The following is a 13,385-nucleotide window of genomic DNA, read 5'->3' as shown; positions in this document are numbered from 1 at the left end:
TTCAAATAGTTTGGGGGCATCGCCTTTGCTTGTCACCATCCATTTGACTTTATCGCTTTTCTCCATTTCCCCGTTGTCCCTTCACCCTCTCCACGGCTTCCCAAATTCGCTCTTTCGGTGTGCATAGCGAGAGACGAATGTAACGCTGCCCTTTGGGACCAAAGATGAAACCAGGGGCGATGAAAACGTGCTTTTCAGTGAGCAAGGTATTGATCAAATTTTCTGCCGAGCTGGTAGTTTCAGGTAGTTTGCCCCACAAAAACATCCCTTCCTGCGACTTGTCCCATGTACAGCCAAGGGTAGTCAGTAAAGCCTCGGCCGCTTCCAGACGGCCTTCGTACACAGCATTGCGCTGGCGATGCCATTCATCTGAATTTTGAAGGGCCACCGCCGCGGCTTCCTGTAATCCCTGAAACATCCCCGAATCCACGTTGCTTTTTATTTTCAAAATCGCGTCCACGTAAGGTTTCTCTGCCGCCAGCCAGCCCAGCCGCCAACCAGCCATGTTGTGCGACTTACTCATGGAATTCAGCTCAATCGCCACATCCCTGGCGCCCGGCACCGATAGAAGACTTACCGGCGGTTTCTTGTTCAGTACCAGACTGTAAGGGTTGTCGTGACAAAGCAGAACTTTATTGCTTTGGGCAAAAGCTACCGCCTGCTCGAACAGCTCGCGCGTGGCGGGAGCACCCGTAGGCATGTGTGGATAGTTGAGCCATACGATTTTGGTGCGGGGCGTTAGCAGCGCGGCCATGGCTTCCCAATCGGGTTGCCAACCGTAGTTTTCGCGCAGCGGATATTCTTTCACCACGGCGCCCACCATCTGGCTTACGGCGCGGTAGGCCGGATAGCCCAACTCAGGCACCAGCACTTCGTCGTCGGGGTCCAGAAAAGTGAGCGAAATGTGCGTGATACCTTCCTTGGAGCCAATCAACGGCAGGATTTCAGTAGTCGGGTTGAGCGTCACCCCATAGGTGCGGGCATAATGGTCTGCAATGGCTTCCCTGAACGATGGAATACCTACATAAGGCTGGTACCCATGGGCGTTGGGGCGATGAACCGCTTCATTCAGCGCGGCAAGCGTGTTTTCTGACGGCATCATATCCGGATTCCCGATGCCGAGATTTATTATGTCGTGGCCTTCGGCCATGAGTTTGCGCACTTCGGCAAGTTTTACCGAAAAATAGTATTCCGAGGTTTGCCGGGTGCGTTGCGCGGTCTCTATAATCAATGGACAAGTAGGTGCCGGATCGCCGGCGCGATTAACAGTTGGCACAGAGGCGCGCCCTGCGGCGGCCACCTGAGCGTTTAAAAATTTCCAGTGCTTTCTTTCGTTAAAAGTTCGCAAGTTAGTGTAAAAACCATTTTAGGGTTGAAAAGAGCTTTTCAATGAATCAATATCTGCCAAAATTTCAGTTTCTTTCCACACTAAGTGTCAGAAGTTCGCGTTTTTAACCTGTATTCATTCAATAGACAGGCAAAATTTTCATGGAACAGTTTTTTACCTATTATTAAGTACAATTTTCACCCTAACAACCAAAAAAGAAGAACCATGAAAAATATAATAAGAATCACTTTGCTGATGCTGCTCGGAGGCTGGTTTGTCGCCTGTTCGCCCGCATTTCAGGTCCAGAATGACTACGACCGCAGCGTTAATTTAAAGCAATTCAAGACTTTCCGGGTAGAAGCTGAGAAAAACATCACCGACGACCCACTGCTGGGTAGTGATCTGAATCGCCGCCGTATTACTGAGGCCGTGACACAAGCGATGGAAGCCAAGGGGTACCGCCTTGATGAGAGTAACCCCGAATTGGTGGTACGGTATCTGACCGACGTAAAGGATCGTCAGCAGGTGCGGTCCAACAACACGATGTCGCCCTACTGGTGGTGGTACGGTCCCCAGAATAACAACATTTCGACCTACAGCTACGAAGAGGGCCGCTTCATCGTGAATATTTACCAAAATCGGGCTAATAAAATGATATGGCAAGGTTGGGCTTCCGGTAAACTCAAAGCTCCCAACAAGCGCGAAGACCGCGCCACCATGATGCAGGGAATTATCGGAGATATTCTCCATACCTTCCCGCAGGCCACTTCCGACACTTATTCCACTGAGATAGGAACGCGGTAGTTCCGGATATATAATTCGTTGAAAACGTCCGATTTCGAAACGCAAGTGTTCGAAATCGGACGTTTTTTTATTCCATTTTGTATTTAATCTGCTTATTTTCAGTACTCTACTTTTAAGGTATGGTGTTTTTGGAAGAGATAGCGCATCCATATAGACTTGCTCCTATCCTACTTTCGCTATGCTGAAAAACTACCTGACAATTGCCGTCCGTAACCTCGTCAGGAACCGGACCTACTCATTTATCAATATAGCAGGCTTATCGGTGGGTCTGGCGACCTGTGTGGTCATCGCACTGTACGTGCTGGATGATCTTAGTTTCGATACCAATCAACCCAAAGCTGACCGCATCGGCCTGTTCCAGCAATTCCTGAACTCCTCGTCCAGCGGATCGTCGTTTAGCGATTTATTGAAAAAACAGACGGGCATCGAAGCCGTCACGCAGGTGTTGCCGCGCCGGGCGCTGGTGTCGCGCCACAACCTGGCCGCTTACGAAAGCCGCTTTTGCCTGGCCGACAGCAGCCTCACGAAAATTTTTGACTTTCCGATGGCCGAGGGCAGTTTGCAAGACGCGCTGGCCTTGCCCAGCCAAGTCGTCATTTCAGAGCGCATGGCGACCAAGTACTTCGCCAATACGCCACCCGTGGGGCAAACCATCGACGTGCAGTTGCAGGGAAAGGTCACATTTACCGTCGCTGGTGTGATGCGGGATACGCCCGAAAACACGCACCTGCCCATTGATTTTCTGGCTTCCAGCCTGAATGCCAAAACCTTACTCAATTCGGAAAATGACTCTTATTGGGATTTTGCCGGAATGACTTACTTCCTGCTGAGTCCGGGGGCGTCTTTTGATAAAATAAAAAGCCAGTTGCCTGCCGTTGCCAAGCAAACGAATGATCCCAACGCCGCCGCCTGGTCGCTGGACGTGATTCCGCTGCGCGACATTTACCTCCGCCACCGCATGGACGACCGCGTGCGGGCGACCAACGCCATCGAGTTCGTGCGCATTTTCGGAGCGGTCGCTTTGTGCATACTGCTGCTGGCTTGCTTCAACTACCTCAACCTCTCGTCGGCGCGATCCACGCTGCGGGCGCGGGAAGTGGGCGTGCGCAAGGCGATGGGCGCCAACCGTTCGCAGCTCATCAGGCAATTCATGGGCGAGTCGTTTTTATTCACGCTGATTGCCACGGGCTTCGCTTTGCTGCTGGCGCATCTGGCCTTGCCCTTTTTCAATGACTTCGCCGATAAAAACCTGACATTGGCCCCGCTGTTCACTTCTTCAAAACTGATTTTGCTACTCGGTTTCGTGGCGTTGACCAGTGTGCTGACGGGACTTTACCCCGCCTTCGTTCTCTCGAATTTCAACCCGATTAGGGTTTTGAAAAACTACCTGCTGCCCAACAGCGGCCGGGCTTACGTGCGGCGCGGCCTGGTGGTGGTGCAGTTTGTGATTTCGATTGTGATGCTGGTGGCCACCATCGTCGTCATGGATCAGCTTCGCTACATACAGCACAAGGATTTGGGCTACGAGCGCGAGCAGGTGCTTTCGCTCGACCCGCCTTCGCAGGCGTCCGAAAGCCAGCGTTCGGCGTTTCAAAACGAACTTCGACAGTTGGCCAGCGTGCAGGACATAACGCAGGTGTCGATGTTGCCCGGCACTGGGGTCAGCATCAACAAACTCTCGCCGCAGTCGGTCAGCGGCCCGCAGGACGACGTGGCGATCGGGCAGTTGTTCGTGGACAGCCAGTTTACGTTGGTTTTTGGGGTAAAGATGATCGAGGGACGGTTTTTCCAGAAAGACAACACCGCCGACCGCAGCAGCTACGTGGTCAACGAAACGGCCATGAAGAAGTACGGCTGGAAACTGGGGCAGACCATCGGCTACGTGACGTACCAGTACAACGCCGAAGGCGGCTATGCCGAAGTACCCGTCAACGGGCAGATCATTGGGGTCGTGGAAGATTTCAACCAGATGGATTTGAAAAGCGAAATCATGCCCATGATGCTCATCAACAACGCCTGGGGGCCGCTGGCCCTCAAACTGCAGGGTACCGACCTCGCCGCCACGGTGCCACTGTTGAAAACAGTCTGGAAAAAGCAATTCCCCAACTACCCTTTCGAGTATAGTTTTCTTGATGAGGCCTTCGACAAAACCTATCGGAAGGAAATCCAGACTTCAAGAGTATTCGGCCTATTTGCGGGGCTTTCCGTTTTCATTTCCTGCCTGGGGCTGCTGGGCCTGGTCGCTTTCACCGCCGAGCAGCGGACGAAGGAAATCGGCGTTCGCAAAGTACTGGGCGCATCGGTGGCCAGTATCGTTGCGCTGCTTTCCCGGGATTTCCTGAAACCAATTTTGATTGCTCTGATCGTAGCAGCACCCATCGCCTGGTACGGCATGGATACTTGGCTGCAGGATTTTGCGTACCGTATCGACGTGCCTATCTGGTCCTTCGTGTTGGCGGGTAGCCTGGCCGCGCTGGTCGCTTTCCTGACGATGAGCTATCAGGCCATCAGGGCAGCCAGGGTGAATCCGGTAAAAAGTTTACGCAGCGAGTAATACTTTAAACATCCGACTATTGTCATGTTCCACAACTACTTCAAAATCGCGTTACGAAATCTGGCCAGGAATAAAACCTATTCCCTTATTAATATTGGTGGTCTGGCTTTGGGGATAAGCGTATGTTTTTTTGCGTTGCTGTATGTTCATTTCGAGTTGAGTTACGACCGCTATCACCAAAAGGCAGACAACATCTACCGCCTGGTGACGGATGTCGAAACGGCCACGGGCGTCGATTACAAAAGTACGGTGGGCGCGATGGCTCCCGCACTTAGGGACGCTTTTCCCGAAGTACGGGGCGCAACCCGCGTTTTTCTCGATTATTTGATTTTTCAGAAAGACCGGGAGCAGGCGCAGGAAGAGAAAATCGCCTACACCGACTCTTCCCTGTTTTCGATTTTTACGCTCCCGCTGGTAAGAGGAAACCCGAAAAAAGTATTGAATGTACCCTACACGACGGTACTTTCGGAAAGCGCGGCCCGGCGGTACTTCGGCGACGAAGATCCGGTGGGTAAAACGCTACTGATCAATGGCAAAGAGCCTACTACCGTGACGGGAGTCATGCGGGATATGCCGCAGAATTCACATTTTAGGGTGGATATACTGATGTCGATGGCCACACTGGGAGAAAGCTGGCAGTCCAACTGGAAACGCTTTTTCTTTTATACCTATTTGCTATTGCCCGACAATACCGGCACTCGGTTGCTAAGCGCAAGGATGACCGATTTTGTCAGTCAGCACACGGATAAAACTCAGGGAAAGTGGACGCTTTCCCTCGAACCACTGACGGATGTGTATCTGCACGGGCGAGCGCGGGGCTCGCGTTCGGGGAGTTCGGCGCACGGTAGCATCGAGAATGTATACATTTTTGCCCTAATCGCTGTCTTTGTGTTGTTCGTTGCCAGCTTTAACTTTATCAATCTGACGACAGCCCTCGCGACTAAGCGGGCCAAAGAAGTAGGTGTCCGCAAAGTACTGGGGGCCGAACGACGGCAGCTGGTGGGTCAGTTCCTGATGGATGCAGGGCTGGTGACGCTAATCGCTTTTGGACTATCCGTGGTACTTTGCGCTTTGTTGTTGCCCGCTTTCAACGATTTATCCCAAAAAACGCTGTCGGAAAGCCTGTTCCAGTCGGGTACTTACATGGTCTGGCTATTAGGGATCGCCGTAATAACCGGTCTGGTGGCAGGTCTTTATCCTGCGCTTCATCTGTCCGGTTTCCGGCCCTTGATCGGACTACAAGGCGGTTTCACAACGGGTCGTAGTCTGCCGCTGCGCAAAGTACTGGTCGTTGTGCAGTTTTCGGTTTCCCTTGTCCTGGTCATCTCGACGCTGGTAGTTTATGCGCAGCTTGGCCACATGCGAAGTTATGATTTGGGCTTTCAGAAAGATCATAAACTAGTCGTCGATTTTCAGTTCGGGGGCCGCATCGCCGAGCGAAGTACCTTCATCAAACAACAGTTCGCCCGGGTACCGGGCGTGAACGGGGTTAGTTTGTCATCCAGTATTCCGGGCAAGGGCAATCACAACTACCCGACGCAAATCGAAAATAAGAACCGGGAAATGCAGACGCTCGATTCGGACAACTACTTCGTAGATCATGACTTCCTGAACCAATACCAAATACAGTTAGTGGCCGGGCGTTTTCTCTCGCCTCAACTGGCCTCAGACTCCACCCAAGCCATGCTCATAAATGAAGCGACCGCCAAAGCACTGGGCTACGCAAAACCGGAGGCGGCATTGGAAAAGCGCTACGAACAACTGAACAGCAGGGGGCTTATCGTGGGCGTCGTAAAAGATTTCCATTTCCAATCATTGCAGGAAACGGTGCAGCCGCTTACCCTGCGGATAGCCCCTGGTTTTTTCACCTTAATGACCTTCGATATTGCTTCAGCCAATGTCCAGAAAACGGTATCAGATCTCAAAACTGAATGGAACAAATTAGTACCTGAAGTACCATTCGTATCCTTCTTCGCCGATGCCGCTTACGACGAACAATACCAGGCGGAGGACCGCTTTGGGCGGCTGTTTCTTTGCCTGACTGCCATTGCCGTTCTCATTTCCTGCCTGGGATTATTCGGGCTGTCCATTTTCAGCGCCGAGAGCCGGACGAAGGAAATCGGCGTTCGCAAAGTACTGGGCGCGTCGGTGGCCAGTATCGTTGCGCTACTTTCCCGGGATTTTATTAAACTCGTGTTGATTGCCGTCCTCATTGCCAGTCCCATCGCCTGGTATGGCATGAATGCGTGGCTGGATAATTTCGCCTACAAAATAGAGATCAGTTGGTGGCTGTTCGGGCTGGCCAGCTCGCTGACCATTGGCATTGCGTTGCTAACGGTAAGTTTTCAGAGTGTAAAGGCGGCGTTTACCAACCCGGTGGAGTCGCTGCGAAGTGAGTAATCCTGCGGAGAAAGGTAAAAAGCGGGTACTTTGTCTTTGAGTATAATGCTTCCCACTTATCCTTCTGGAAATATGCACCGCCGAATCTTCCTCAAAACGACAGCGACTACTCTCTGCGTCGCGCCAGCGGTAAGCTCGCTGGCATTGGCTCGCCCCACTAATTTTGTTAATAAAGACAAACCCAACTGGTTGTTGACTCTCATTAAGGAAAACGACCAGCGTGTGGAACCGCTGCGAGCATTGCGGGTACTAGACACTGCTTTGCCTGCTTTCGGCGGACTTACGGACGGCTACGGCATTCCCAATGTTCACTCGGCCACGAGTTTTATCCGCACGGCGGTCTGTGCCCTGGTGAGTCCCGAAAGTAAGTACCACCGCTCGAAAAGTCTGGCGAAGGAAGTGGAGCTCGCGTTGCAATACATGCTGCGCATCCAGCACAAAGACGGCACGGTCGATCTGCTCTCGACCAACTTTCACTCTACACCCGACTTGGGTTTCATCGTCAAATGGCTGGTTCCTGAATACATCCTGATGCAGCGGGCCGACGCAGGATTTTTCAAAACCCAACTCGAATCGTTAAAAACTTTTCTGCAACGGGCCGGAGAAGCGCTGATCGTCGGCGGCATCCACACGCCCAACCACCGCTGGGTGGTGTCGGCCGCTCTCACCAAACTATATGAACTATTGCCCGATCCGCGTTACGCGGCTCGTGTGGAAGAATGGCTGGCCGAGCAGATTGACATGGACGAAGACGGCCAATACACCGAACGCAGTACTTATATCTATTCCCCGCTTACCAACCGCACGCTGATCACGATTGCCAGAGGGTTGAAAAAGCCTGAACTCTACGACTACGTACGCCGTAACCTGGATATGGCCCGTTACTATATGCACCCCAACGGCGAAGTAGTAACCGAGGCTTCGGGGCGACAGGACAAGGCCGCTATCGGGACGATGGAAGGGTACTATTATCCGTACCGCTACCTAGCCTTGCGAGATAAAAACGGAGATTTTGCGGCGATGTGCCGGATGATCGAGAAGACGGCCTTGCCGAAAGTCGTTTCGCAACTCAACTATTTTTTGGAAGATCCATCGCTGTGGGAGGAACTGCCCGCGGCGAAGCCGCTGCCCACCGAGTATGTGAAAGCATTTCCGTATTCAGGCTTAGTGCGTATCCGGCGCGGAAAATGGGATGCAACCCTAATTTCCAGCAACCCCGTCTGGCTTACTTTTCACAAAGGCAATGCCGTGTTGCAGGGAGTCCGGTTCGCGGCTTCTTTCTTCGGTAAAGGGCAGTTCGAGGGAGGGGAACTAACCCGGAATGGCGATGAATGGCAAATGGCCCGATCGCTGGAAGCACAATATTATCAGCCCTTCCCCAAAAATAATATTCCGAAGGGTAGCGGCGGCAATTGGCAAAAACTACCAAGGGACGATCGCGAGAAGAGCGAAATTCAGCAGCTCGTATCTAGCGTAAAGGTTCGGGAAACGGCCGAAGGAATAGAAGCCGACATTGAAATAACAGGCACCGATGGTGTTCCGGTTGCATTGGAACTGATTTTCCGGGAAGGCGGTAGTTTTGGTGGCGCGGAGTTGCTGACTGCCTCCGAAAAAGATGCTTACAAGCTGGAATCCGCCAAACAGGGAACATACACTTTTCAAGGCGATACGATCACATTCGGCCCGGGGCGGTTTGAGCACCGAAACCTGCACCTGCGCGGAGCATTGCCTCCCCTGGATGCACCGGCTGTCTATCTGACTGGCTTCACCCCTTTCCGGCATACCTTCCGCCTGTCTTGAGCCATGCCAATGTCGCTCACAGGCAAGAGTCTGTTTTTTCTGCAAAAACAGAAGGCTATTCCTGAACAACAATTACAACCTTACCTCAAAAGAGAGCCAGGACACCTGGCTTGACATCGGCCGCAATCGACATCGCCGATTGCGGCCGATCTATGCGATTAACCGTTGGATGGAGACGCAGTTGTAAGATTATGTATACAAAAAGCCAGTAATGGCACAATTTTAGTATCCTCATATTGAACACCTTGCGACTTTCCGGCTTTTTCCCACACCTTGCAGGAAATGCCGATTCAACACACTTAACCCAATATGCCCCGGAGATTTCCGCTCCCTTTCCTACTTTTAATCTTTGTCTTCCAATCTTCTTTCGGACAATTTACCCCTAAAATACTCGAAGCACAACGCACTGCCCAGACCGTTACCATTGACGGTACTTTGACCGATCCCGCCTGGCAAGACGCAGCTCGGGCCGATGAATTCGTCGAGTATCGTCCCACTATTGGCAAAAAAGAAGCCGATGAAAACCGCACTGAAACATTTTTGATTTACAGCGACGACGGAATTTACTTCGGCGGCACCTGTTATGAGCAAGGCCGCGATAGCATCGCCCGCGAGTTACGGGGCCGCGACGGCTTCGGCAACAATGACTTCATCGGAATTATTTTTGATACTTACCACGATGAGCTGAACGGCTTTGAGTACTTCCTGACGCCTCTCAACGAGCAGTGGGATGCCAAACTGACGCCGAATGACGAGGATTTTAGCTGGAATGCCGTGTGGCGCTCAGCCGTCGTGATTCACGATGAAGGCTGGTCGTTCGAGATGTTCATTCCTTATTCCGCCATCCGATTTGGGAAAGACCGAATACAGGATTGGGGTCTCAACATCACCCGCAAACGCACCAACACCGGACAGCGGTATACGTGGAGTCCCATCGACCCAAACGTCAATGGTTTCATGACGCAAGCCGGACTTTGGCGGGGCATCAGTAATATTAAGCCGCCACTGCGGCTGCAGCTGACGCCTTACTTCTCGGTCTACGGGAATCATTTTCCCGCCAGTGAACCCGGCCAGAAAGATCTGACGGGCCAGGTAGCGGGTGGCATGGACATGAAGCTGGGGCTAAGTCAGGCCTTCACGCTGGATGCCACGCTGATTCCCGATTTCGGGCAAGTGCAGAGCGACAATCAGGTATTGAACCTCTCCCCCTTCGAGGTGAAATTCAACGAAAATAGGGCCTTTTTTAACGAAGGCACTGAGCTTTTCGGCAAAGGCAACTTATTCTACTCCCGAAGGATTGGCGGCGCACCCCTGCGCCGTGGCAATGCGGCGGATGAGCTGGGTGAAAACGAACAGTTGAAGAAAAATCCTTCCGTCTCCAAGCTGGTCAACGCCACCAAAGTATCAGGCCGTACTCAGGGCGGGTTGGGAGTCGGGCTACTCAACGCTTTGACCAAAAAGCAGTTTGCCACCATCGAAAACACCGAAACGGGCGAAATCCGAAGGGTTGAAACTGATCCGATGACTAACTACAATATTGTGGTGCTGGACCAGACCCTGAAAAACAATTCGAGCGTCAGTTTCATCAATACCAGCGTCATCCGGGGAGGAAAGGACTACAATGCCAACGTGAGCGCAGCTTTGTTCAGCCTGTTCGACAGGAACAACACCTACAATACCTACGGCCAGTTCTCACTCAGCCACTTGAAATACAAAACGGGCAATGCTGATAACCTTAATGGCTATAGTCACGAAATCGGCTTTGGCAAGACGAGTGGAAACTTCACCTTTCGCATCGAACAGGAGCTTACCGATACCAAGTTTACCAGCAACGATCTGGGCTTTTTCACCAATAACAACTACATCGACTACGATCTGGATGTGGACTACCGCGTCACCGAACCGAAGGGCTGGTATAACCGCTTCCATTTCAGTCTTGATGGCGGGTACAGTTCGCTCTTTTCTCCCATTAGTGATATCAAAACCAAGTACCAGCGTTCCAGCATTGGTCTACGGGCCAACGTCCAGACCAAGAAACTGCAATGGATGGGAATCTTTGCGAATTACAGCCCCGGTCAAAACGATTTCTATGAGCCCCGGGTGGAGGGGCTGTACTTCCGGCGCGGCGGCTACGTATCGGGCGGCGGCTGGTTCGAGAGCAACGACGCCCGCCAGTATTCGGTAGAAGTGGAGCTGTACGGACGCGCCTACCAGAATTTCTACAACCTGTATAACTACGAAACCCGGCTCGAGCAGAACTTCCGCTTCAACAGCCGCTTCTCGGTTCGGCACAGTATCAATCTGGAAGTACGGCCCCGAAACCTGGGCTACATGGCCAGCGCCGACGACGGTTCTCCGGTATTCGCGCTGCGGCACATCAAAACCTTCAATAACGTTCTCAACCTGAAATACAGCTTCACCAACCGCATGGGGCTGACCTTCCGCGCCCGGCACTATTCCAGCGTGGTCGACGCGAGGGAATATTTCTCTGTGAATAAAAACGGCACCCTCTCGCTCCGAAAAAACTACCTCGAAAACCTGGACCGTAACGTCAATTTCTTCAACATCGACATGGTCTATACCTGGCAGTTCGCGCCGGGTAGTTTCCTGAATATAGTTTGGAAAAATGCGACCGTAAACACTTCGGATTTAGTGGGAACAGGGTACTTTGAGAATCTGCAGGACACGCTGCAATCGGATCAAAACAATAATATATCGCTCAAGATTATCTACTTTCTTGATTATCTGACGGTAAAGCGAATGCTGCGGAAGAGTAAGGAGAGTTGATATGGTAGGGACTTAAACCTACGGATGAGCGCATGACGGACAACGCTCGGGAAGTTGTCTGCTTAGAAGTTCTTGTAGGATTCAGATTGGGGAAAACAATGATTACATGATTGTATGGAAAACCCTTCATGTATTCTCACCTTCTCTGGACTAAGCTATGCAATCCGAAACCATTGTACTAATTGAGGGAGATTCCGACGATAAAGAAATTCATGTCGACAGAGAGTCGTAAACGATCTCAGCATGCTTTGATCAGAAAACAGAAACTGCTGTTTTCATTTGTTCAGTATTTTCATAATAAAAACGCTCCTTTCTCCTTGACTTCTTAAAAAAGTACCAGCCAACGTGACAGGACTATCAAAGGAGCCCAAAATGTACAATGAACCTTTTTTTGACAGGACCATCCCACCTACACTCTCCATGCCCGCTCCTCCTTCCTGTCTGACTTTCAACAATCTGCCATCGGAGGAAAACTTCGCGATTACAAAATCTGCCCCGCCACGCGAATCAAAAAACTGACTATTGTTTCTTCCAGACACTTTCAATTGCTCGGTATTGTCAAAACTGGTATGAGCATAGATATCTCCCTCCTGGTCAGCACACATATTATCTTGGTACGGTCCGGTGGCGATCGTACTCATCACCCACTGCACTACGCCCTCACTGCTTAGTTTTCCGATGATTGATCCAAAGATTTCATCTGAATGAATCAGGGTGTCGCCGAAAGAAGCATTAGTACCTTTCATATAGCCTGAACCCGATACGAATACATCTCCCCGGTAGTCCACGACAACGCTTGACAAACTATTTCTACGATTACCGCCCATCCGCTGTCCCCAAATAAAATCTCCCTCTGGCGAACACTTCAAAACAAAGCCATTGCTACTGTGTAAATCTTCACTTTCAGGGGCTGATAGTTCGACTTTTCCGAATCGGGCAAATTTGTGAAACTTGCCTAACATCAATGCATTGCCCTCATTATCTACTGCAATACTTTGTCCCCAATCATGGCCCACACCACCACCACTGCGTACCCATTTCAAACTACCCTCCGAATTGTATAAAGCGATAAAAGCATCTTCCGGACCGTCGGCTGCCAGAGTGCTGCCCCCGAAGGATACGGAAGCAGTAAAGGTCCCAGTCAAGTACACATCGCCGTCCTTATTGACCGCAACACCTGACCCGCCATCGGACCCTTGCCCACCTATGTGACGAATCCATCGCAGACTACCTTCTGTGTCATATTTAGCAAAAAATATGTCAGAAGTACCTTCTGATTGCAGCGCTTCATTTTCAAATTGAACTTTGCCGTGTAAGTATCCCGTCAAATAAATATTTCCACCCGCGTCGGTACATATATCTGTAGCAGAGTTAGACTCAGGTCCCTCGGCAGTTCTAACCCATTGCAATACGCCTTCCGGGCTGTATTTGGCGAGGAATAGATCAGATTTTCCTTTTGAGATAAAAGTGTTTTCAGAGAACAGAACAGTATCCCTGTAAGTACCCGCCACATAAACGTTTTCCCTTTCATCAATAGCAATTTTGGTGGCCTGGATTTGCCCCCTATCGCCTACCTTCCAAGCCAGACTGTCCGATGCGACAAAGATTTTAGAAAGGCGTGAATTTTTGGCAACCAGCTTACCGGGCATTGGAGAGGAAGTATTTGCGGCAAGAATTAGATGTGCGCAAAGCAGGAGTAGAATGAAAAGAGGT

General features: G+C 51.2%; 7 protein-coding genes. 5 read left to right on the top strand and 2 right to left on the bottom strand.

Annotated features, from left to right (window positions below; all coding sequences use genetic code 11):
* Positions 1-49: 49 nt before the first annotated feature.
* A complete protein-coding gene (locus IE117_RS12705) occupies positions 50-1,231 on the bottom strand; it encodes a pyridoxal phosphate-dependent aminotransferase (protein ID WP_189564787.1) in 1,182 nt (393 codons plus the stop codon).
* 321 nt (positions 1,232-1,552) lie between these two features.
* On the opposite strand from IE117_RS12705, the gene IE117_RS12700 reads away from it, so the two are divergent.
* From IE117_RS12700 to IE117_RS12680, 5 genes are all read left to right on the top strand, one after another.
* The gene (locus tag IE117_RS12700) at positions 1,553-2,131 is read left to right on the top strand and encodes a DUF4136 domain-containing protein (RefSeq protein ID WP_189564785.1); all 579 of its coding nucleotides are present in this window, start codon (positions 1,553-1,555) and stop codon (positions 2,129-2,131) included.
* Positions 2,132-2,309: 178 nt separating this feature from the next.
* Positions 2,310-4,685, top strand: coding sequence for an ABC transporter permease (locus IE117_RS12695; RefSeq protein ID WP_189564783.1), 2,376 nt, complete (start codon positions 2,310-2,312; stop codon positions 4,683-4,685).
* A 24-nt stretch (positions 4,686-4,709) separates the two neighbouring features.
* Positions 4,710-7,085 (top strand): ABC transporter permease, encoded by a 2,376-nt coding sequence (locus IE117_RS12690; RefSeq protein ID WP_189564781.1) that lies wholly within the window; start codon positions 4,710-4,712, stop codon positions 7,083-7,085.
* Positions 7,086-7,157: 72 nt separating this feature from the next.
* A complete protein-coding gene (locus tag IE117_RS12685; protein ID WP_189564780.1) occupies positions 7,158-8,885 on the top strand; it encodes a hypothetical protein in 1,728 nt (575 codons plus the stop codon).
* Positions 8,886-9,194: 309 nt separating this feature from the next.
* Positions 9,195-11,672 carry a DUF5916 domain-containing protein gene (locus tag IE117_RS12680; RefSeq protein WP_189564778.1) on the top strand — a complete coding sequence of 826 codons (2,478 nt, stop codon included), beginning with the start codon at positions 9,195-9,197 and terminating at the stop codon, positions 11,670-11,672.
* A gap of 275 nt (positions 11,673-11,947) precedes the next feature.
* On the opposite strand, the gene IE117_RS12675 is transcribed toward IE117_RS12680, so the two are convergent.
* On the bottom strand, positions 11,948-13,321 hold the full coding sequence (locus IE117_RS12675; RefSeq protein ID WP_189564777.1) for an NHL repeat-containing protein: 1,374 nt from the start codon (positions 13,319-13,321) through the stop codon (positions 11,948-11,950).
* Between the last annotated feature and the right edge of the window lie 64 nt (positions 13,322-13,385).

It is taken from the genome of Persicitalea jodogahamensis, assembly GCF_014651615.1.
Taxonomy (GTDB): Bacteria; Bacteroidota; Bacteroidia; order Cytophagales; family Spirosomataceae; genus Persicitalea; species Persicitalea jodogahamensis.
The sequence above is the reverse complement of the archived record's forward strand: the minus strand, read 5'-3'. Positions and strand labels throughout refer to the sequence as shown.

What these genes read in the sequence shown, in the direction of transcription:
- IE117_RS12700 (WP_189564785.1), top strand. Translation starts at nt 1,553, where the DNA reads ATGAAAAATATAATAAGAATCACTTTGCTGATGCTGCTCGGAGGCTGG.
- IE117_RS12695 (WP_189564783.1), top strand. Translation starts at nt 2,310, where the DNA reads ATGCTGAAAAACTACCTGACAATTGCCGTCCGTAACCTCGTCAGGAAC.
- IE117_RS12690 (WP_189564781.1), top strand. Translation starts at nt 4,710, where the DNA reads ATGTTCCACAACTACTTCAAAATCGCGTTACGAAATCTGGCCAGGAAT.
- IE117_RS12685 (WP_189564780.1), top strand. Translation starts at nt 7,158, where the DNA reads ATGCACCGCCGAATCTTCCTCAAAACGACAGCGACTACTCTCTGCGTC.
- IE117_RS12680 (WP_189564778.1), top strand. Translation starts at nt 9,195, where the DNA reads ATGCCCCGGAGATTTCCGCTCCCTTTCCTACTTTTAATCTTTGTCTTC.
- IE117_RS12675 (WP_189564777.1), bottom strand. Translation starts at nt 13,321, where the DNA reads ATGCCCGGTAAGCTGGTTGCCAAAAATTCACGCCTTTCTAAAATCTTT.